Consider the following 21,204-nt stretch of genomic DNA (forward strand, 5'->3'; position numbering starts at 1 on the left):
GGAACATATGAAGAACGAAATGCCATTGACTCTGGCGCAGGATTGGAGCGAACAAATGGGGAATATATTTTCGAGTCCCTGCCTCCATGTCCAAAACCGCCATCCTCGACGAGCTGCGTGCGCGTATCGCGCAGGTGGAAGCCGTGGGCGGTCGGCATCCGGTGCTGCCCTTCGGCATCGACGCCATTGACGATCATCTGCCGGGCGGCGGCATAGCGACCGGCGCGCTCCATGAGGTCGCCGGCAGTCCGGACCTTTCCGACGATGCAGCCGCGACCATTTTCCTGGCCGGCATTCTCGCGCGGTCGCAGGGCCAGATCATCTGGTGCCTCCACTGGCGCGACCTGTTCTCGCCGGCCCTGCATCTCGCCGGACTCCACCCCGATCGGGTCATCTTCGTGGAAGCGGGCAATGACACCAACGTCCTCATCGCGATGGAGGAATGTTTGCGTCACCCCGGCCTTGGCGGTGTCGTCGGGGAACTGCGGAAAATGTCGCTCACCGCCTCGCGCCGGCTGCAACTGGCCGCCGAACAGTCTGGCGTATTGGCCATGGTCTTTCGCCGCGCCATGCTGCCCGAAAGCTATGCAGAGGGCAGCGCCGCCTTGACCCGCTGGCGGGTGCGCGCCGTGCCCAGCCAGGCGCTCGGCTATCCTGGTCTCGCGCGTCCGCGCTGGTCGCTGGCGCTTGAGCGCGCGCGCGGCACCGAACCCCAAATCTGGACCGTAGAGGGAAGCGATGAGACGGGTTGTCTCGCTGTTCCTGCCGCGCTGGTCGACGGATCGTATCCGTCGCAAAGCCGGCAGGCCGCCTGAAGGCGGCGCACCGCCCCTCGTCACCGCCCATGCCGACCATGGCCGCCGCCTGATCGCGGCCGTGGACGAGGAGGCGCGCCGGCTTGGCATAGCCGTCGGCATGACGGTAACGCGCGCCCGGTCGCTGGCGCCGGACCTGGACGTCGTGGATGCCGATCCCGAGGGAGATCTTGAGGGCCTGCGCCGGCTCGCTCTGTGGGCAGGAAAGCGCTATTCTCCGATCGTCGCGCCCGATCCATCTGATGGCCTGTGGATCGATATTACCGGCTGCGCCCATCTTTTCGAGGGTGAAGTGCCACTCCTCAAGGACATGATGCGCCGGGTCAGTGGCTCGGGCCTCGCCTGCCAGGTCGCGGTCGCCGACACGCCCGGTTGCGCCCATGCGGTGGCACGGTTTGTGCCATCAGGACGGCCGAACATCATCGAGCCCGGGGCCACGCGCGCCGCGCTCTCGATCATGCCGGTGTCGGCGCTGCGCATCGAGCCGGGCGTCGTGAGCGAACTGCGCCGCATGGGGTTCGAGCGCATCGAGCAGCTGATCGCCGCGCCGCGTGCGCCCCTCGCCAAGCGGTTCGGCCGGCAGCTCTACAAACGGCTCGACCAGGCCCTGGGCCAGGTGCCCGAACCCATCGATCCGATCTACCGCGCCAGCTTGCCGCGCGTGCGGCGCAGCCTGCTCGAACCGATCGGTACCGCCGATGCCATTGGCCAGGTCATCGCGGACCTGTGCACCGATCTTGCCCGCCTCCTGCTGCGCGCGGGGACAGGCGCGCGCCGGCTCGATCTTCATTTCGAGCGGGTCGATGGCGCCAGGCAGGCCGTGCGGGTCGGGACTGCTTCCCCCTCGCGCGATGTGCGTCATTTGGCAAAGCTGCTCTCCCAGAAGATCGAGACGATTGATCCGGGCATGGGGATCGAGGCCATGGCACTGGTCGCGTCGCTCACCCAGCCCATGGCGGCCGCCCAGGTCGGGAGCGTCCTTGCCGGTGAAGAGCGCGGCCCGGATCTCGCCGCGATCGTCGATGCGCTCGCCAATCGCTTTGGCGCGCGCAGCCTCTATCGCTCGGCGCCGCGCGCAAGCAGCATGCCCGAACGCGAAGTCGGGCATGTCGCGCCGCTGTCATCGGCCGGCGGCGCTGGCTGGGCCGATGATCTTCCCCGGCCTGCCCGCATGCTGGTCCCGCCAGAGCCTGTCGACGTGATGGCGATGCTGCCCGATCATCCGCCTGCCATGTTCGTCTGGCGGGGGCGGCGCCATCGGATCGCCCAGGCCGATGGGCCAGAGCGCCTGCATGGCGAATGGTGGCGTGAGGGCGGCCATGAGGCAGACACACCCTATGCCGTGCGGGATTATTTCCAGGTCGAGACGGTGAGCGGCGCGCGATACTGGCTGTTCCGCATGGGGGATGGTGAGCAGGCGTCGACCGGCCCGATGCGCTGGTTCATCCATGGTGCCTTTGCATGATGTCCGAGAATGATCACGACCATGATCTCGAGGACGATCTTGAGGGCGCCCGCTATGTCGAGCTGCAGGTCACCAGCCATTTCTCCTTCCTGCGCGGTGCCTCCAGCCCTGAGGAGCTGTTCTCGGCTGCCGCGCTGCTGGGCCTGCCTGCGCTAGGCATCACCGACCGCAACAGTTTTGCCGGTGCCGTACGGGCCTGGGACGCACAGAAGGTCACCGGCTGCCGCGCGATCATTGGCTGCCGCCTTGACCTTGTCTGCGGCACCTCGCTTCTCGTCTATCCAACTGACCGGGAGGCCTATTCGCGGCTCTGCCGGCTTTTGAGCATCGGCAAGGCCCGTGGCGGCAAGGGCAGCTGCCATCTCGACTGGTCGGACGTGGCGGACTGGGGGGAAGGAATGATCGGCATATTGGTGCCCGACCGCGCCGATGCGGCGTGCGAGGAGGCGCTCGACCGGCTTGCTGCCATCTTCGGGCCCCGCGCCTATCTCGCCCTCTCGATCCGGCGCCGGCCCCGCGATGCGATCCGGCTGCGCGATCTTGGCTGCCTCGCCGCGCGCGCCGGGGTGCAGACCGTCGCCACCGGCGACATTCTCTACCATGCGCCCGAGCGCCGGCTGCTGCAGGATGTGGTGAGCTGCATCCGCGAAAAATGCACGGTCGATACGCTGGGCCAGCGCCGCGAGCGTTTTGCCGACCGGCATCTCAAATCCGTCGCGGAAATGGAGCGGCTTTTCACCCGCTATCTTGGCGACCTGACGCCGCTCCGCCGCAGCGTCGAGATTGCGCGGGCCTGCCGCTTCGACCTGGCGCAGCTCACCTACACCTATCCCGACGAGATCGGGGAAAGCGGCCTTACCCCGCAGCAGGAACTCGAGCGCCTCACATGGACAAAGGCGCCGAGCCGCTATCCTCATGGGGTTCCCGACAATGTCCGCGAACAGCTTGCCCATGAGCTTCGGCTGATCGGCGAGCTTGCCTATGCGCCCTATTTCCTCACCGTCCATTCGATCGTCCAGTTTGCCCGATCGAAGGATATTCTCTGCCAAGGGCGCGGCAGCGCCGCCAATTCGGCGGTCTGCTTCGTGCTCGGCATCACCTCGATCGACCCGGTCAAATCCGAACTGCTCTTCGAGCGCTTCGTGTCGGCCGAGCGGCGCGAGCCTCCTGATATCGACGTCGATTTCGAGCATGAGCGGCGTGAGGAAGTGATCCAGTGGATTTACGAGACCTATGGCCGCGAACGTTCGGCGCTGACCGCCGTCATCTCCCGCTTTCGCGCGCGCGGCGCGGTGCGCGAGGTGGGCAAGGCGCTGGGACTCAGCGAAGACATGCTGTCAGGGCTTTCAAGCCAGGTCTGGGGCTGGGCGCGCGATGGGGTCGAGGCGAAGCATGCACAGGAACTCAACCTCGACACGAGCGACAAGCGCCTGGCGCTGACGCTCGAGCTCGCCCGCACCCTCATCAATACGCCGCGGCACATGTCCCAGCATCCCGGCGGCTTCGTTCTGACCCTGGGACGGCTCGACGAGCTGGTGCCGATCGAGCCCGCTGCCATGGCCGATCGCCAGATCATCGAATGGGACAAGGATGATATCGATGCGCTCGGCTTCATGAAGGTCGATGTGCTGGGCCTTGGCATGCTGGGCTGCATGCGCCGCGCCTTCGCTCTGCTCGAGGATGACAAGGGCATCGCAATGGACCTGGCCTCCATTCCCCATGATGATCCCGACACCTTTGCGATGATCCGCAAGGCCGATACGCTGGGCGTCTTCCAGATCGAGAGCCGGGCGCAGATGGCGATGCTGCCCCGGATCAAGCCGACCAAATTCTATGACCTGGTGGTCGAGGTGGCGATCGTACGCCCGGGCCCGATCCAGGGCGACATGGTCCATCCATACCTGCGCCGCCGCGAGGGGAAGGAAGCGATCAGCTATCCGACGCAGGAACTGCGCCGGGTGCTGGAGAAGACCCTGGGCGTTCCCCTCTTCCAGGAACAGGCGATGCGCGTCGCGATCGAATGCGCGGGCTTCACGCCGTCGGAGGCAGATCTGTTGCGCCGGGCGATGGCGACCTTCAAGCTGACCGGCGGGGTGTCCCATTTCCGCGACAAGCTCATCAACGGCATGATCGCGCGTGGCTATGAACGCGACTTTGCCGAACAGACGTTCAAGCAGATCGAGGGCTTTGGCTCCTACGGTTTTCCAGAGAGCCATGCCGCCTCCTTCGCCCTCATCGCCTATGCCTCCTCCTGGATGAAATGCCATCATCCCGACGTCTTTTGCGCAGCGCTTCTCAACGCCCAGCCCATGGGCTTTTATGCTCCCGCCCAGATCGTGCGGGACGCGCGCCAGCATGGGGTCGAGGTCCGCCCGATCGATGTCAATCACAGCCGCTGGGACTGCACGCTCGAGCCGACCCAGGGCCGCTATCATGCGTTGAGGATCGGCCTGCGCTATGCGCGCGAGCTCAAAAATGCCGATGGTGCCGCTATTGTCCTGGCTCGGGGCAATGACCCCTATGCCAGCGTCGAGGAAATTCAGCGCCGCGCCGGCGTCAGCGGCCGCGCGCTCGACCGGATCGGCCATGCCGGTGGCTTTGGTTCGCTGGCGCTCTCGCGCCGCGCCGGCCTCTGGGAGGTGAAGGGTCTTGGCGAAGAGCCCCTGCCGCTCTTTGCCGCAGCGGACGCGCGGGCAGGCAAGCTCCGCCCCGAAGCGATTGAGCCGAACGTCATTCTCCCGCAGATGGGCGAAGGCGAGGAAGTGGTCGAGGATTATCGCGCGATCGGGCTCTCGCTGCGCGCCCATCCGCTCGCCTTCCTGCGCGACGAATTGGCGCGCCGGAAGATGGTGACCTGCGCCGCGCTCAAGGATATTCGCGACGGGCGATGGGTCAATCTCGCCGGTCTCGTTCTCCTGCGGCAGAAGCCGGGTTCCGCCAAGGGCACCATGTTCATCACGCTCGAGGATGAGACCGATGTCGCCAATCTCGTCGTCTGGCCCAATCTTTTCGAGAAGCATCGGCGCGTGGTGCTCGGCGCCTCGATGATGGGCGTGCGCGGCCAGGTCCAGAAGGAAGGCGAGGTCATCCATCTCATCGCCCAGCGGCTCGACGACCTCTCCCCTCTCCTCGCTAGCGTCGGGCAGCGGGCGGATGTGGCGAGCATCTATCAGGTCAGCCGCGCCGATATCGTGAAGAGCGCCATGGCCCCCGATCCGCGCGATGCGGCGAACAGGCCGCTCGGGCGCGGACCCCGCGATCTTTACGATCCTGATCTGCGCCTGGGCTCGGGCATCATTCCGGGCCAGCCGACAGAGGGCATCAAGGTCAAGACACGGGATTTTCGCTGAAAGGCGGCAAGCCGGCGGTGCGGCTCAGGCCGGCTCGATCTGCTCGACATCGAGCATGTCGAAATCGGATCTCGTTCCCACGACCCGGACCTTCTGGCCAAGAAGATGCCGGCAGGATCTGGGGCAATCGAGCCGCCATTCCCCACCATCGGCGACACGCAGCACGGTATAGGGATCGCCGCCAAGCAGGATGCCGAACAGTTCGTGCCGCGTGCCGCGTGGCATGTCATTTGTGCCTTGAAGGCTTGCGGGGAGTTTGAGCCTGGGACGGGTTCTGGTCCTGCGGATTCTCGAACACCCAGTTGAGATAGGCGGCGATGCGGATACCACCGCGCTTGAGCCGATCATCAAGCTCGACCCGGTGCTGATAGGCATAGTCCCAGGACAGGCTGGTATCGGTGGGATAGATGGTCTTGCGCAGCGCGATGCTCTCGCGGATCCACGTACCGGGATCGCGATCATTCCAGGCAATGATCTGTTGCGGCGTGATCGCGCGCGACAGCCAGTCGGCGAGTTCCGAATAGGACAGCGACCGCTGCTCGATCATCGCGCTGTCCCAGACCGAATGGAGATTGGTCGAGCGAACGAACCAGCTCACCTTCATGTCATTGCCACCCCGGTCGTTGCCGCCGCCGGCATGAAGCGGCTGATGCAGGTCGCCGATGATATGGACGATAAAGCGCAGGGCCAGGCGCTTGTCGTCGATCGAGGCGGCGGGATTGCGCAGCGTCGCCGTGAAGCGGTCAAGCGCGCTCATCGCGTCGCCTTCGGGCGGCGCGTCTGCGCTCGTATAGGCGTCGCCCTCGCGCACGGTCACATAATGCCATGGGCTGGCCTGCTTTTGCCAGAAATCGGCAGGGTCGGATTTCATGTCGTCGGGCTAGGTCGCCGCCTCAGCGAGATCCTCCTCGCCCAGGAGAAGCTGGACGTTAGCACGGGCCAGGCCGCTCAGATTGCGGTCCGCGATGGCGCCGGTCACCCGGTGGCCGATGGGTCCCCAGGCAAAAGCAGGTGACGTCATCGAGAGGATAATGGCGGTTAGGATAAGTTTGCGCATGGAGGCACCATTAGCATCTGTCCGCACGCGATCCAGCGATTGCCTTAATCGTCGAACCTCTTCGCTGCTGCCAAGATGCGGTCGCGTTCCAACGCTGATCGACATTTTAATCGGCGGCTCGATGCAACCAGTCAGATAATCAGCATTCAATGTCCGCCTTCAGGGGCAGTATCAGATGCACGAATGGATGCGGAGAGCGCATTGCAGGCGAGCCGCTCCCTCCATCGCCCGAAATCAACTGGGGGCAAATGCTGACGCTGAGTATGATGTACCGGGAATGTCGGAAGATTGTGAGGTCAAGCTCCATAGGGGGCACTCCCGCATCTGGCCCATCCTGCTCTCAAAGAGTCATTTTCAAAAACCACTCAACCCATTGTTAATAAGGTTAATTTACCTCACCCACTCCTCCATGGGATCTGATAAATGCGAACACTTGATGACCTGACCGACGCAGCGAGAAGAATAGATCCGACCCGCTTTTCATTAGATGATATTCCAGCGCTGGAAAATTTTGTTGGTACACCCGTCAGCACGGAGGGCGCTGGCGATGACATTGCTCGAGTGCGGCTCAACCTCCAAGCAAAGTTAAACGAGCATTATTGGCAATATGTTGGCCGAACCCTTATTTTTGGCACGCCTGCAGATTTCGCCGATTCACTGAAGCACGAAAGAATTCCAACCGTCGCTGATTATAAGCGGAAGATGGAAATGCTAATTTCCTCCGCGGACAGAATTATATCGATACTGGGAATTGAAGAGACCCTCCACGAGGGACTCAGTGTATCTGGCAGTATACCTGTCTGCCATACCCACGGATACGGAATATTCAATGTGAACCGTAACGAAATCATATATGATGAGTTCGTTAAATTATCTGACAGCGTTTATAAACTACGCAGGTTAGCACAGAACAAAGTAGATTTGTTAAATGCGAATGGACCAGGATCACGCCCTTCAATGAGAGACCTTGCACTAGAAGAACTCTATGTGAATCTTCGGAACACATACACGTTTTGGTGGAAGGCGAATCCAACGGTCAGCGTCAATAAAAATGTCGGATCCCCGGCCAAAGGCGGACCTCTGGTTAGATTCATACAATTTTGTGCAGGAAAAATTCTAGAACGAGATATCAAGGCACAATCTGTCAAAGATCTTCTTAGATCCATCGATAAGAATTCATCATTCTCACCACCTAGTATTTAGGGATTATCTCGAAAATAGCATTGAGAATTTGCCGTTTATGTCGTCCTGGTGCATTTTGGATTCAGAAGGCTAGATGGCACGGCGGTATGAGCTGACAGCCTAGGATAGGCGACCATGGAACCTTTGCTGCCGACATGCTGCGCGACGTCGCAATACCAAAGGTTGATGAGCCTTAATCATCGGGCTTTGGTTTAGCCCATTGCGGCGCTGGAACATTTCCATGGCGTGATGCGCCAGCGACTCAGCGCCTTGGTATAAGATTACCGCTTGGCGTGCGGGCGTAGCTGCCGAATCTCTCGCAGTCTCGGCCCCGACAAAGAGATCGACTGATACTATGCGGCAAGGGCCTCAATGTTGATCATACGGTTAACCAGTCCTGGGACGAGAGCAGATCAAGCTCATTGAACCAACGCAAACCGGATCGCTCGAACTACATAACGGCCCATGGCACCAGCAAGCCGCACCGGAGGCCTGTTGAGAAAATCTGGAGTGGGCGTTTTAGCATGGGAGATTTCCGCCCATCGCGACGAAGATCATGGCCTGCGAGAAATCGATGCGCTTCTCTTTATCACCGACAGGTGAGCGCCATCGGATCATCCAGCCAAAGGTCAACTCGCCCCTCCCCCCGTTGTCTGGCAGGACCTCGAAAGTCTACGAATTTTTCCACAAGGCTTCGGCATATTTTGCGCCGACGGGGCTCGACCGCCAATTCCTGCGATGATCGCCTCATCGCGCGTAAAACGAATGAACAAGCGCCAACCCAGATGGCACGGGCCCGGGAGTTGGCTCGCATCATCATCCCGAGAGCCGGCCGATTGCCTGCCAATGTTCTTCGTGATGCCGAGGTCGCAGAAAAAATGGCTGAGTATGGCGTCAGCATTCACACGCTTCGCAAAGCCATCGGCGAGGTGCGCCAGGAGAGTAAGCGCAAGATCAAAGAAAAGCAGGAGATCTATCGGCCTGAGAAGGCAGTCCCGCAGCCGCGAAGCAGCGCGGCCCAGCAGCGCCATTCGCACAGTAATGGCAGTAGCCTTGCGCCTACGGAGCAAAAAACCTCCGAAAGTCGCAAAATTACGGATCTACCTCCGCGCAGCGCGCCAATATCTATACAAGATAGCACGCGCGATAACCTATAAGCGAGAAAACAGATGAAAAAAGAACCTGCAAATCATATCAGTATCGATATCGAAACTAATATTCTCGGCCTAACCATTTTGGCCGTTGTAGACGGTGAAAAAGGTGGAGTCGGTAAGAGCTTTTTTGCTCGCGCGATCAGTGATTTTCTTATCACGCTATTCGGCCGCTTCCGAGGCCTTGATTTTGATGAGAGCAACGCAAACCTGGCGCGCTTCTACCACGATACGAATATGGTTGATACCATCGAGTGGCAAAAACCGGCCGAGTGGGAGCGCGCATATGATTTGATCCTGGACACCGATCCTCGCACCCCAATAGTCATCGATTTCCCAGCGCAAATTCGAAAGACTGCGGCGACAGAATGGAACCGGTTCCTGTCGAACGAAGAAAATGGACGAAATGTTCTAGTTTTCTGGGTGATGTATCCATCCTACGATAGCATTAATTCTTTGCGTCATCGGATGAGTGTCGTCGACCCGGCAAAAATGGTTGTGATGATCAATCTACGAGATTCGAATATCGACCTCAGTCTTTGGTCGGACAGCGCCACGCGGCGTGAATTTCTCGAACGTGGCGGAACCGAGGGTTATGTTCCGCGGCTACCAGAGAGCTTAGCCCTTCGGCTGGAAAATGAGGACCTCTCGTTCGCGGCAGCTCGGGCGTCCGACCTCCGACCTTATCATAAGCGTGATTTGCAGGTCTTTACCCAAGAGTTTCGGGCCGAAATCCTCTCAGTCTTGAAGAAAATCCATGGGTAAGCCCGAGATCCACGCGATTTTCGAGCGGGTGTTCGGGCGGTCGATGAGCGAGCACGATCATCTGGCCTTCAGCCAGATGTTCGCTGCCGGCTCACCCGAGTTGCTCGAAAGCCAGTCCTATGTGGCCGAAGTCGTCGTCAGCTATTTTCAGCTCGAGCAGCTACGCACCACAGTCGAAAATGCATCTCAGCAGATTCTCGCCAACGTCCAGCAAGATTCCGAAGCCGCGGTCAGGGCGATGGTGCAGGACGCGATCAAGCGTATCCACGCTTCAGCGCCTCAGTCATCGGTTGCCTTCTATCGTGCCACGATATTCTACGCCTTTTTCTCCATTTTCGCAGCGTTTGCTGCGGTGATGGCGGTATATGGGACTCTCAGTTGTGGCTGGATGATACCCCCATGGCTCGATGCGCGCGAGCAGGGCAAAGTCGAGTTTGCCGAAAAATTCGCGCAGGCGTCCGGTCGGCGGTGGGACTGGAACAGAGTCGCTATCGCTCATGATCCATCTGTTTCTGAGGTTCTCAGGATCGCAGCCGATTATCGCGAAGGCCGAGACCCTTACGCCGATTTGCGCAGCACCGGCGCCTGCAAGGCTGCAGGGCATCGTGTCACCGTCGTGAGCGGCAATCGCTTTTGTCGCGTCCAGATCTCTCGGTAGATCGCGAGCTGGCGAAAGAGCCGGTTAACACCATATCCAAAATCACGAAGGAAACATCCAATGCAGCTCTCATCTGCAGCCCTCCTCGTCGCGTCCGCGTCGCGGGGCGATATCCCGTTCATCGTGCACTCCTCTTATTGCAAGCGCAGCGCGACCGCAGCCAATTTGCATGCTGCGTCGACCATTCGCGCATCAGTGGCGATGCTCGTCGTACCGCAGGTCTGCCGCGCAATCGCACCAATATCCTATCGCAGCCGCTCGCAGTATCAGACGAGGCTCGGAAGCATCCTACGTTCGTATCATCAGCATCTCACTTCCTTCTCATCTCAGAGGCAAAAAAACGAGGCAGGATGGACCGTGTACACACGGTCGTCACGGTGCTCGGCGGCCGCCTTCTCGCACCTGGTGGGTAGTTCAAAATGAGTCGGGTAGACTTCGAGAAAACGGTGCCAGTCACAATTCGACTAACAAACAAAGAGGTTGCCGCTATCGAAGCAGACGCGATGGCAGCCGGCTTGAGCCGCGCCGCATACATCCGCCGTCGCATTTTCCAACGAGCTTCATCAACGGACCACCGAACTGCCGCTCTCGCTGCGCTTCTGCAAACCCTCCATCGCGCCACGAACTTCGGTCAGACCGAACTCGCCGAGGCCATAGACATTCACATCTCTCGCCTCCTTGCAGCGGACTGATAATCGATGATTGTCAAACGCATCCGTAAAGCCAGGCGGAAAAAGCGATACCTCCAGCATGTCATGACGGCGGTACATATGTCTGCCGCTTACATCCTGGATCTCACGACGCCAGAAAACCATGCGGCGCATGCGCTGCCAGCCTATTTGCTGGATCATTACAATGAGCTGCGAGAACATGCCGAGGCGGGAGAGAAGGTAGCCGTCTCCGGCAGCCGCAATCTTCGATCCACAAAGCTGCGGGAAATCCAGCGCGAGATGGCCGCCGCACTTCACCTCGCTCCGAATGCGCGCGACCCAATCGAACATTATGTCGTCTCTTTCCGTGAAGGCGAAATACCGGACGCGGCGCAGATCGAACAGGTCATTGAGATTTTTGTTGCCATGATGGGTTACAAAAATTGCCAACTACTCTGGTCAGCGCACTCGAACACATCCAATTTCCACATACATATTCTCGTAACCCGGGTTGATTTAATCAGCGGTCGCCCGGTCCTTCCTGCCGAGGGTTGGGAAATTGATCGTTTGCACCAATTCGCTGCCGTCATCGAGGAAGCGCAGGGCTGGAGTAAAGAGCCCAACGCTATTTATACTGCGCAAGGCGGAGACGTATACGATGTTCAGACCGGCCAAATGGTTCGTCGCGCGGACGGCTCTCATCTTGGGTTGTACAAACGTAACGCCAAAACAAACGCACGGTTTGATAACATCGAACCAGAACTGAGTTCTGTGGCATCCGCCATGTCGGCGGCGAATTCGTGGTTTGAACTCCACCATCTTTTGTTACTGCAAGACACGCGATACTGCCTGAAAGGTAGTGGCGCAATGCTCATCGTTGGCAAGAAAAGCTACAAACCATCGACGCTTGGTCGGCAGTTCAGCCTACCTGCTCTACAGCAGAAATTTGGCCCCTATCAGCCAAGCCCGCTCGCGCAGCAGACGCCCCACGATAGGTACAAAGAGGCATACTCCCGCGAGCGTAAACGGGTGAATGAGAAGAAGAAAAAGGCGCTTCAAGAGGCGCGCGAGGCCTATCTGCGGACGATCCAATCAATAAAAGCTGACAGTGAGCTCGAGGTTCTGCTTGCAGAAGTACGGCTCCAAATGATCCTGGATGAGGTGGAAGCGCAGATAAAAAAAGCCTTCGAGGACGCCCGGCGCACAATCGCCGCCAATCAACTCGCTCATGACCGCTGGCATGCGGAGGGCTGTCCGCCAGCAATTCCAGTTACATTGCCTGCGTTTATCTTGCCAAACCAATGGAAAACCGAGAATTTCGCATATAGCGTTTCGGGCGACGCGAACCTTCGCATCCATCACATCGATGGCAGGCGCATTTTGTCCGAATCCAGCGCGGCTATCGCTGCATTCAATATCTCGCGAGAAAGCACCATGCTGGCGCTTAGGCGAGCTGCGCAAAAATGGCCCGGCTCAGCTTTAAATCTGACCGGTGACCATGAATTTATCGAGCAGTGCCGGATCGAAGCCAACCGTCTTGGCCTTTCAGTTTTTCACGAAGGCCAGCAACTCATCGCTGCTCCATCTGCGATGGCTGACAGGTCCTCGCAGCGTAAAACAAGTGAAACGCCCATCCGTTCGCAGGAGCCACATGGAACCCAAATTGCGAGGAAGAAGATGGTCGACATTTCGAACGAAACGCCACAGCCGACGGATAAAAAATTGCCAGATGTTGAACATATTGCGGATGATCTGGCCTACCTTCAACATCTCGCTCAGAAGCACCGCGGAGCTGGTAGGTGACTGCGTACTTGTTACCAACCCATCGAGTGACGACGATCATTGTGTAACTCCGAATTCTCTCTGCCCAGAAGAGGCAGAACATAGGACTTTCGCCATTGTCGCCTTCGGAGAAACCCACCCAGGAAAGCGGTCATTCACGAACTTGTAGAATCATTCTGCCGGAGGGCAGCAACACGCTCCATTTCAGTCAGCCGGACGGTTGTCTGGCAGTCGTCTCCCGCGATGCGCGTCGCTGCCTGCCCGCGGACGGTGTAGCAGATACGCTGCAGCAGGCGATCGAGCGATGGGACAGCGTGGAGCCGGCGCTGCGACTCCTAGCCGACCGGCTGGAACAGGGGGAAGGCGATGTGCTGGACGAAAGCCGGCTGCTCGCTCCCCTGCCCCGCGCCTGGCAATGGCTCGACGGCTCCGCTTTCCCACAGCATGGCGAGCTGATGCAGAAGGCGTTCAACCTGCCGCCGATCGAAACCGACCGGCCGCTGATGTATCAGGGCCTGTCCGATCGCTTCCTGTCCGGAACGCAGGATGTGCGACTTCCCAGCGAAGCTGACGGCATCGATTTCGAAGGCGAGTTCGGCGTCATTACCGATGCCGTGCCGATGGGCACCAGCGCACAGGACGCGCTATCCCATATCAAGCTGGTCCTGCTCATCAACGACTGGTCGCTGCGCGCGATCGCGCCGATCGAGATGAAGACCGGGTTCGGCTGGGTTCAGGCCAAGCCCGCCTGCTCTGTCGCGCCCTTTGCGGTCACGCCCGATGAGCTGGACGAAGCCTGGCAGGACGGCCGCGTCCATCTGCCGCTGGAGGTTCATGTCAACGGCGCCTGGTTCGGAAATCCCCATGGCGGCGAAATGGCATTCGGCTTTCACGAACTTGTCGCCCATGCCGCCCGCACGCGCGATCTGGTCGCCGGCACCATCGTCGGATCGGGCACCGTGTCCAATGCCGATTATGCGAAACTGGGTTCCTGCTGCATCTCCGAGCGCCGCGCTATCGATGTGATCGAGCAAGGAGAGACAAAGACGCCTTTCCTTGCCTTCGGTGATCGCGTTTCGCTGGCCGCGATTAAGGACAAAGGCTCGCCATTTGGCAGCATCAGCCAGCAGGTTGTAGAAACAAGTCGCTGATTTCGAGCTTGGCATTCTGTCTGGGAATGTCGCCGGGCGAGCCATCTTTGGGACTTTCCCGACCGTCCGGTCCTGAGGGCCGGATCGTTGATTCCGGACATGCGGAGATCGCAAACGAGCCTTCCACGGCGCCAACCATACGGGCACTTCAACTGCCGCTTTTTGACCATCCAAAACCGGCCGCGCTGAGCATGAGTGCAAAAATGGTCACCAAATTGAACGGAGATGCGAACTATTATAAACGCGTCGACCACACTTTCGCACTTGGCTATAAAATAACGCATGTAATTCATATCTATATATAAAAATCGATAATATTAGAGGTTGCAATTTCATTTTTAGTAAAAATTTCATTTCACTTCTGTAGCGAAATTGATTTTAGGATTGACATTTTTCAATTATACCGTATTTTTGTTGATGCTTAACGTCGCCTGCGACGGAGCTTTCCCCCATTTGGGTGCCGCTTCCTTTCTTGCGCTATCAGCTTCGCCTGCAATTTCGCAGGTGGATTCTCTGTTTTCGTGAAAGGAAACACTCATGCCTATCGGCACCGTAAAATTCTTCAATGCTGACAAGGGCTATGGCTTCCTGGCGCCCGAAGATGGCGGACCGGACAGCTTCGTCCATATTTCTGCTGTCGAGCGCGCGGGAATGATAACGCTGCATAAGGATCAGCGCCTGAGTTACGAAGTAGAAGCAGATCGGAGGGGCAAACAGTCTGCTGTGAACCTTGAGACTGCTTAAGATAGTCGTCGAGGCAAAGCGCCCCCTATAATGCATTAGCGGCGCGGCATCCCGTCGCGCCGGTTTGCCTGATCATTGGATGGCAAGACCGTACCGCGCAAGCGCTCGAAATGTGACCACTTGGCCCCGCCCAAGCTGTGGCGGGTTATGCTCCGGCTGTTCTTGTGCGCCTTATGCGCCGACACAAGGCGCCGTTTAGCGAGACTTTTTCATTACATCACACGCCAAGATGCGTGTTTCAGGAATATCATGAATCTCAGTATCCGTTCGAATATGGCTCATGCCAAATTATCGCCCGCGACTGGCAAAACGCCGCGTTCATTTTACCAAAACGTCCCTTTGGGCACTCTGCCCGTGCGCGAATTGCGCAGGGCTGTCGCTGAAATGATCGATTGACGTCCGTCGCAACGACATCCAACTCGCAGGAGATCGACATGCCCGCCACGATCGACTTCTACCTGGCCCGCGTCGCACAATGCGACAAAGAGGCGCAGGAAACCAATCTGGCGAATGTGAAAGAGCGCTGCCTGCGGTCAAAAGCTGCATGGCAGATCATGTCTGATCGCGCTTTGCTGGTCCAGATCGACCGCAAAAGACAAGCGCTGGACAAGATGCGAAAAAAGGATGAGCATCTTGATTGAGCGGGCTGGAAGACGGTTCGACGGTCCATATCTATCTTCGGATCAGATCGAGCGCCAAGGGCATATTCTTGAACTTGCCATAGCCCGATTGGGCTCTCAGGGCGCCATCGCATTTCTGAACGGCGAAGAGCCCGGCCTCGGCGGCCGACCACTAGATATCGCGGTAAAAAGCTCTTCGGGGCTTGAGGCGGTAAAGCGAATTCTCGAAGAACTCGGATAGATATTGTCAGATTTATCATTGATGTTTTTGCGCTTAAGCATCCGCGCATCGTTGCCCGATGGCCAAGGGCTGGGTCACGAACAGCGCAAGGTCGCGCTGATGAATATGCGGAACCCCGACCATAAGCCAACAAGCTTGGGATGCAGTCCAGCACCGTCATCTCCACTGTCAAGGCGATGGGTATGAAGGCAGTTCCATTGGGCCGGCGGCAAAACAGGCATGGATGGGCAGGGGAAGGCAGCCCGCCAGGCCATCCATGGTCATGAGCGGGCGCTGCATTTGCTGTCAGCGCCAGGTGAGCGAGCGCATTTCTTGGTTGCCAACCAATTATGCCGAATTCTCGAACAGAGTGGAGGAGCGGCATATTGGATGGCTGGGACGATCTGAAGATCGATGAATTATGAAAATCTATAAAACTTGTTATGATGTTAAATAGATATCAAAGTGAATATGGTATAATATAATTTTTTCAAAATAATTAATGGTGCCATACATATTTGATCTCAAATATCATGCATTATATTTTATGAAATATCGTTGCTATGTCGATTCAATAATTTTTAAGGTTTTTCGTGTTATTTCTAAATTGAATTATGGACATTGAGAATATTATTTGATAAACAGAATTATTGCGCGAAATTTGCTGCAAGCATTCGCCGTGACAGAGAGACCAACGTGCTCCCGCTTGCCAGCTGAGGGAGCCCATCCGTGGAAGATCTAAATTATTTGCTCAAGCGCGAGCAGGAAGAGTTGCTGCGTGCCCAAAGCGCGCATTGCCGGGCTGCCTCCCATGCGCATCAGCGTTTGGCCAACGGTTATGCGCAGCGCATTCGGGAGCATGTGCACCCCTATCGATCGCAGCGTCCCGATGGTTCAGCCCCTTTCGCTTTGAACGAGCAGCGGGGGGAGCGGATATGAGCAGGGCCATGAACATCATGGAATCAGCCGACGCCGTGCGGCTGGTCTGCCAAAAAAACGGCTTCAGGATTTCGGTTCTCGAAGCGCTCGACTCTGGCGGCGTGCGGATCGTTCTGCTTGACCCACGGGATGCCGATGCACTTCGCGTTTTAATGAAGGGTAAGCTGATTGAAGGTTCTGTCACACGCTCCCGGTCGCATGTGGCCCGCCACCATCCGCCGTCAGCACGATGAATATGGCCATGGGTCGGTTCGACTATCTTAACCGCCGGAGATTGGCCGAGTTGAAGCATGCTGAGCTTGCGGAGAATCCTGCGATCAGAGCCAGACACGAGGATTTGGCTCGTGCCTATGCGAAGATCATTTCCGTGTTGCAACGCGAAGAGGCTTCATCGCCTCTACAGCAGTGGCAATTCTGAACTAACCCGGCCAAGTGCCATCACGACAAATCAAATGGGAGTCTCCGGTTTACTGACCTGAGAACGACGATGCCTGCCAAGCCCGGTCGCGCGCTGTAGCGAATGGAAGCCTGGCAGGCTCAGTCTCATGCTTGAAAAGCTGGTACGGACTGTCAGGCCCCGCCCTTGGCTGCGAACCAGATATTGTGCCAGCGTTCGGCGCTGCCGCTAAAGGCTGGCAACAAGATCTCATCCAGACAGAATCCGGCCTGCTCCAGCCTTTCGGCAAATGCGTCATCGCTGTAGGCTGACCATATCGACAGTAGGCCGCCCGGTTTCAGTGCTGCATACGCCATTTCCAAGCCGTCGGTCGAATAAAGCCTGTCGTTGCTTTTTCTGATGAAACCGTCTGGACCATTATCGACGTCGAGCAGAATGGCATCGAAGCGATCCTTCTCATGGGTAATGACATCAAACACGTCGGCCAATTGAATTCTGACTCGCGGATCTGTCAGATTGGTACCGAACAAGTGCATCAAAGGTCCGTTCGCCCAGCTTATGATTTTGGGCACGAGCTCGGCAACCGTGATGGTCGCGCTTTGTGACCAGGCGTCGAGCGCAGCCCCAAGGGTGAAGCCCATGCCGAGGCCGCCAATCAAAATATTGCCATCGCGCTGAACAAGACGCTCTTGGGTCAGCCTTGCGAGAGCCTTCTCGGATTCATGATCTCGACTGCCCATCAACTCATCATCGCCAAACTGGATCGAGAACTCTGTCCCACACTGGAGGAGGTGAAGCTGGCCACCGCCCGGAATATCGGCAATATCGACCGTAATTATCGGGAGGCTTTTGTCCGATCCTGCCCCGTTTTCCTGTACTCCTTTCCTTTCTGGGGATGCGTCTTTGCCATTCCAGGCGTCATTGCAGGCAGGGGGCGACGACCGCGCAATGCGCGTTCCGCTATAGTTCATGGAATTCCTGTCGCGTTCTGGATCAAGCGCGCCGTAAACCGAAGTGGCGTCGATTACGCGGTGACACGGAACCATGCCTGCCTTTTGGAGGCATGGCAAGGAAGGCTATACCGCACGGTGTAGCCTTGGAGACTGCGATTTGGCGGGAAATAGCCAATGCGTCTCGACCAACAATATATGGGCACCACGATTAGTCGCTAAAATAACAAATGAATTTGGGAACTTAATCCATATCAATCCGCTTACAGTCTATCGGTGACATGTGTGGCGCGTCACCGGCTGAGAGACCTCGTGCTCCCGCTTCTAGGGAGGACATATGCTGTCAGGATCGTGCGTGCTGGTCGTCGAGGACGACCCGCTGATTGCGATGGTGATTTGTGATAATGTGGAGAGTGTAGGCGGCACAGTCGCCGGGCCGTTTTCAACGGTCGGTGAGGCTCTAACTTTCCTGACTCAGGCGAAGATTGACGCTGCCATCGTAGACGCAAATCTCCGGGATCGCGACGTCACGCCTCTCGCACTTTTCCTGATGGAAACCGCAATACCCTTCATAGTGTACAGCGCTGCGGGCCTTCCTCCAGAGCTGCACGCGCAGCATCCCGACTTGCCGCTGGTCATGAAGCCAGGAAAACCGTTGGAAAGGCTTTTTGCGCTCCTTCGGAACGGCGCTACTGACGCATTATGACGGTGATCCCTTCCATCATCATTCAAGTCAAAATCCGGGCACCGAACTAATTCTTGAAAAGCAATCTGGCAGAGTAAGTAAATTTTTGGAGAAACTCTGCATCGCGCGAATTTTCGTCGAGGGATGTATTGCGTCATTTCCGAGGTTCAAGCGGGCTCGCCCATTTATTCTGCCATTCATCCAAAGCCTCGTTCAGCTTTTGGATGTCGGCATTGGAGAGATTCGTGCCGCGAGCCAGTTTCTCCCGTGCTGCACCGAGAAGCGCGGTCAAACGTTCAAGGCATTGGGACGGATTACCACCTACCCTGTCTTTCGCGCGGATAAGCATATCGGCAAGATCGATGGCGGAAGTGGACGGGCACATATGCGTCTCTCCTGTATTTTCGGGAGCGCATGTGTCTCTCAGCCACTGCGATTTGCGCAGCGATTAGCTGCCATACCATAGTCACAGCGACACAACCAATCCGATTGACGTTCCGCAGCTTCGAAGATCGCTCCCGAACCCCTGATTTAAGGGGCGTGGATGAATTCGGCGCGCTGAATGAGCGGGATGGATGGATTACTGTCATGCTCCTCCCGTAAACGGGAGAGGAAACAAGGTCCTTTCTGGTCGACAGCCATTTGGCAGCTATTTCCGCCCGCAACCATTTTCCCAGCTCGGGAAAAGGACAGACAGCTATCTGCCACTATCTCGCATCCAAAATCGGCAGGCGGACCGGTCACACTTTTGGATGGAAAATCGGCGGCTGAACCGGTTACCAGGGACGGAGCCGACAAGCCGAGGTGCCGGGGTGTCCCAGGCCTGTCGCTCTTCATTTATTCTGTTCCAGGACATTGGCCGTATCGGCGACATACATCATTCTTCAGACAGCCGAATTGATGCAAGGACTATCGGGAGATGTGCTAGGATGACGCATCACCCATATAATGCCGCAGGCATTTCGTGACAGAGAGACCATCGTGCTCCCGCCTGCTTTCGGGAGAGAGTGATGACTCTGCAACATCAATGCACGCCCTTGGATAAAACCTGCTGGCTACGTCCATGACGAAGCGTACGAGCAGCACATCCGTGACATTCAGGGCGCCTTTCCAGTTACCAGGACTTGGGTTCCTGCCTGCAGGTACCTATGCACTCGATACCGACGAAGAGGCTTTTGCAAGCAATACAGGGACGGTCTATCAGTGGATTGCGACGACGCTCCACATTCCAACAGGTAGCGGATTGGAGAGCCATCGGATCGAGCTGGAGGACTTGGAGCAGGCGCAAAAGCGGGACGAACAGGCTAAAGTCCAGGCCCGGATCGAAGGAATGGCGGCGGATGGTTCCGATCTCCTTGGCCCCCCTTCTTCGATGAACTCGTGGCGCTGGGTGCCTTTGTGGGTGCGCCACGCGCGTTCGGACGGGCGACCATGACCATCGCACTCAATAGTGCTTTGATGTGCAGGCAGCAAGAAGCACTGCACCGCCAGAGGGCGGCCGAGACGCCGCTCGCCCATGTTCGCGCCGTTGCCCTGCGCGCGGCTGCGGCCTGGGGCCGTCAGGCGGTAGAGGCGGCCGACATCGAAGCCGGCGTGCGCCGTTTGCTCAGCGCAGAGGATGCAGCGATCGCGCTAGAATTCCTGATCGAAGATGCGGCCGAGCCTGCAGAACCAGCCAATCATGTCGTGTCAGAGGGGGTGGCGGAGGCAACCTCAATAAGACAAAGTCCGCTTCATTGCGGGACAGGAGCCCCTTGATGATCCTTCACAATCTACTGCGCCGGCATCGGCCCGATCCGGTCGAGGAGCATGTGGAAAATGGCTTGCTTATGTCGGCATGTCTGCTGTGTGGTCGCCCCATGGTCAAACCTTCGAAACGGGGCTGGCAACTGGCGGGACGGGTCAGGCCATGACGGATAGCGAAGCGATCGAACAGGACCCATTTGAGGACATTGCCTTTGGCACCTGGCTGATCGGTCAGCACGGCCGAGACGGCTGGATCGGCGATCTAGCAAGGGCGGCCAAGGCGGATCGAGGATTTCCGCGGCATGGCGACCCGGACGCCGTGCGTCTTCACCTCAATAAGATGCAGGCTGAAAGCGACATGTTTGAAGCGGTCGATGACGCCGAACGATTATGGGCACCATTTTGATGCGCCTCCGACGTTGTGTCTTATAATGTGCCGCCGCGATCCCTATATTGACTGGTGATCAGCGGTACCGAGCATGTCCGGTGCCGCTTCTCCAAAAAATCGAACGCCGGTCGAGAGTTTCGACCGAATTTCCAGAGGCTGGAAACACCTGCGTTGCGTTGGGCTGGCCCCTCGCGCGCCCGATGGAGTACGACCCATGATCGCTTATCTCATTCTCGTGCATCGCTTTCCCGAGCAATTCAAACGCATGTTCCGCGCAATCGGTAGCAGTCAGCGAAATATATAGTGAGATGTCTGAACTTTATGCTTAACGCGCTGCGAAGGCGATGGACAGGTTGATTCATCCCGATCTAGGCTGAGCTTGCACTCGCCTAACCGCAAACCACTGCATAGGATTATCTCTCCTATACCGACCGGCAGCTATCGCTCACCGGCGGGCTGAAAGCCGTCATTCTGCAATCGGCCAGTCTC

The 21,204-nt window shown here is 57.9% G+C and carries 21 protein-coding genes and 3 pseudogenes; 19 read left to right on the forward strand and 5 right to left on the reverse strand.

Translation table 11 applies throughout. The features are described from left to right. Window positions 1–86: 86 nt before the first annotated feature. The 3 genes from HH800_RS18680 to HH800_RS18690 are packed head-to-tail and all read left to right on the forward strand — an operon-like array spanning window position 87 to window position 5,630. Window positions 87–815: an ImuA family protein gene (locus HH800_RS18680; RefSeq protein ID WP_037522660.1), complete on the forward strand. Its 729-nt coding sequence runs from the start codon at window positions 87–89 to the stop codon at window positions 813–815. After that, window positions 739–2,280, forward strand: a complete 1,542-nt coding sequence (locus HH800_RS18685) for a DUF6504 family protein (RefSeq protein WP_080727362.1) — start codon at window positions 739–741, stop codon at window positions 2,278–2,280. Before HH800_RS18680 ends, HH800_RS18685 begins: the two co-directional genes overlap by 77 nt. Further along, the gene (locus HH800_RS18690; protein WP_037522662.1) at window positions 2,277–5,630 is read left to right on the forward strand and encodes an error-prone DNA polymerase; all 3,354 of its coding nucleotides are present in this window, start codon (window positions 2,277–2,279) and stop codon (window positions 5,628–5,630) included. Before HH800_RS18685 ends, HH800_RS18690 begins: the two co-directional genes overlap by 4 nt. Before the next feature lie 24 nt (window positions 5,631–5,654). Here HH800_RS18690 and HH800_RS18695 read toward each other — a convergent pair whose 3' ends face one another. Both HH800_RS18695 and HH800_RS18700 read right to left on the reverse strand, forming a co-directional pair. After that, window positions 5,655–5,855, reverse strand: coding sequence for a DUF5818 domain-containing protein (locus HH800_RS18695; protein WP_037522664.1), 201 nt, complete (start codon window positions 5,853–5,855; stop codon window positions 5,655–5,657). Window position 5,856: 1 nt separating this feature from the next. Beyond that, window positions 5,857–6,687: pseudogene (locus HH800_RS18700) on the reverse strand (S1/P1 nuclease). 423 nt (window positions 6,688–7,110) lie between these two features. On the opposite strand from HH800_RS18700, the gene HH800_RS18705 reads away from it, so the two are divergent. Beyond that, entirely contained in the window at window positions 7,111–7,890 is a 780-nt protein-coding gene (locus HH800_RS18705) for a hypothetical protein (RefSeq protein ID WP_157784805.1), read from the forward strand. A 498-nt stretch (window positions 7,891–8,388) separates the two neighbouring features. On the opposite strand, the pseudogene HH800_RS18710 reads toward HH800_RS18705, so the two are convergent. Then, window positions 8,389–8,538, reverse strand: a pseudogene (locus tag HH800_RS18710) (IS5/IS1182 family transposase); the annotation flags it as partial. A gap of 134 nt (window positions 8,539–8,672) precedes the next feature. Here HH800_RS18710 and HH800_RS18715 point away from each other — a divergent pair. From HH800_RS18715 to HH800_RS18760, 11 genes and pseudogenes are all read left to right on the forward strand, one after another. Further along, the gene (locus HH800_RS18715) at window positions 8,673–9,026 is read left to right on the forward strand and encodes a hypothetical protein (RefSeq protein WP_169861964.1); all 354 of its coding nucleotides are present in this window, start codon (window positions 8,673–8,675) and stop codon (window positions 9,024–9,026) included. A gap of 12 nt (window positions 9,027–9,038) precedes the next feature. Next, complete coding sequence (locus HH800_RS18720; protein WP_169861965.1) at window positions 9,039–9,785, forward strand: hypothetical protein; 747 nt, start codon at window positions 9,039–9,041, stop codon at window positions 9,783–9,785. Beyond that, window positions 9,778–10,443 carry a hypothetical protein gene (locus tag HH800_RS18725; RefSeq protein ID WP_037522666.1) on the forward strand — a complete coding sequence of 222 codons (666 nt, stop codon included), beginning with the start codon at window positions 9,778–9,780 and terminating at the stop codon, window positions 10,441–10,443. The genes HH800_RS18720 and HH800_RS18725 overlap by 8 nt, the downstream gene beginning before the upstream one ends. A 419-nt stretch (window positions 10,444–10,862) precedes the next feature. Continuing rightward, window positions 10,863–11,000 (forward strand): annotated as a pseudogene (locus HH800_RS29630) (plasmid mobilization protein); the annotation flags it as partial. 141 nt (window positions 11,001–11,141) lie between these two features. Continuing rightward, window positions 11,142–12,896: a relaxase/mobilization nuclease domain-containing protein gene (locus HH800_RS18730; RefSeq protein ID WP_122129880.1), complete on the forward strand. Its 1,755-nt coding sequence runs from the start codon at window positions 11,142–11,144 to the stop codon at window positions 12,894–12,896. A 155-nt stretch (window positions 12,897–13,051) separates the two neighbouring features. Beyond that, entirely contained in the window at window positions 13,052–14,026 is a 975-nt protein-coding gene (locus tag HH800_RS18735) for a fumarylacetoacetate hydrolase family protein (RefSeq protein WP_122130081.1), read from the forward strand. A 537-nt stretch (window positions 14,027–14,563) separates the two neighbouring features. After that, complete coding sequence (locus HH800_RS18740) at window positions 14,564–14,770, forward strand: cold-shock protein (protein ID WP_010335983.1); 207 nt, start codon at window positions 14,564–14,566, stop codon at window positions 14,768–14,770. 434 nt (window positions 14,771–15,204) lie between these two features. Further along, window positions 15,205–15,411, forward strand: coding sequence for a hypothetical protein (locus HH800_RS18745; RefSeq protein WP_004209707.1), 207 nt, complete (start codon window positions 15,205–15,207; stop codon window positions 15,409–15,411). Further along, window positions 15,395–15,631 (forward strand): hypothetical protein, encoded by a 237-nt coding sequence (locus HH800_RS18750; RefSeq protein ID WP_155276538.1) that lies wholly within the window; start codon window positions 15,395–15,397, stop codon window positions 15,629–15,631. Before HH800_RS18745 ends, HH800_RS18750 begins: the two co-directional genes overlap by 17 nt. 708 nt (window positions 15,632–16,339) lie before the next feature. Then, complete coding sequence (locus HH800_RS18755) at window positions 16,340–16,549, forward strand: hypothetical protein (protein ID WP_080572788.1); 210 nt, start codon at window positions 16,340–16,342, stop codon at window positions 16,547–16,549. Window positions 16,550–16,557: 8 nt separating this feature from the next. Next, window positions 16,558–16,782, forward strand: coding sequence for a hypothetical protein (locus HH800_RS18760; RefSeq protein WP_234831964.1), 225 nt, complete (start codon window positions 16,558–16,560; stop codon window positions 16,780–16,782). A gap of 337 nt (window positions 16,783–17,119) precedes the next feature. Here the strand turns inward: HH800_RS18760 and HH800_RS18765 are convergent, their stop codons facing one another. Beyond that, window positions 17,120–17,917 carry a spermidine synthase gene (locus HH800_RS18765; protein ID WP_125999340.1) on the reverse strand — a complete coding sequence of 266 codons (798 nt, stop codon included), beginning with the start codon at window positions 17,915–17,917 and terminating at the stop codon, window positions 17,120–17,122. Window positions 17,918–18,251: 334 nt separating this feature from the next. Here HH800_RS18765 and HH800_RS18770 point away from each other — a divergent pair, with 334 nt between their 5' ends. Then, complete coding sequence (locus HH800_RS18770; RefSeq protein WP_037523031.1) at window positions 18,252–18,602, forward strand: response regulator; 351 nt, start codon at window positions 18,252–18,254, stop codon at window positions 18,600–18,602. A 133-nt stretch (window positions 18,603–18,735) separates the two neighbouring features. Here HH800_RS18770 and HH800_RS18775 read toward each other — a convergent pair whose 3' ends face one another. Further along, window positions 18,736–18,966: a hypothetical protein gene (locus HH800_RS18775; RefSeq protein ID WP_125999339.1), complete on the reverse strand. Its 231-nt coding sequence runs from the start codon at window positions 18,964–18,966 to the stop codon at window positions 18,736–18,738. Window positions 18,967–19,644: 678 nt separating this feature from the next. Here HH800_RS18775 and HH800_RS18780 point away from each other — a divergent pair. From HH800_RS18780 to HH800_RS18790, 3 genes are all read left to right on the forward strand, one after another. Further along, the gene (locus HH800_RS18780; protein WP_037523030.1) at window positions 19,645–20,016 is read left to right on the forward strand and encodes a hypothetical protein; all 372 of its coding nucleotides are present in this window, start codon (window positions 19,645–19,647) and stop codon (window positions 20,014–20,016) included. Beyond that, the gene (locus HH800_RS18785; protein ID WP_234831478.1) at window positions 20,013–20,339 is read left to right on the forward strand and encodes a hypothetical protein; all 327 of its coding nucleotides are present in this window, start codon (window positions 20,013–20,015) and stop codon (window positions 20,337–20,339) included. The genes HH800_RS18780 and HH800_RS18785 overlap by 4 nt, the downstream gene beginning before the upstream one ends. A gap of 79 nt (window positions 20,340–20,418) precedes the next feature. Next, window positions 20,419–20,733, forward strand: a complete 315-nt coding sequence (locus HH800_RS18790) for a hypothetical protein (protein ID WP_328805790.1) — start codon at window positions 20,419–20,421, stop codon at window positions 20,731–20,733. Window positions 20,734–21,204 lie beyond the last annotated feature (471 nt).

Source organism: Sphingobium yanoikuyae, assembly GCF_013001025.1.
Lineage (GTDB): Bacteria > Pseudomonadota > Alphaproteobacteria > Sphingomonadales > Sphingomonadaceae > Sphingobium > Sphingobium yanoikuyae_A.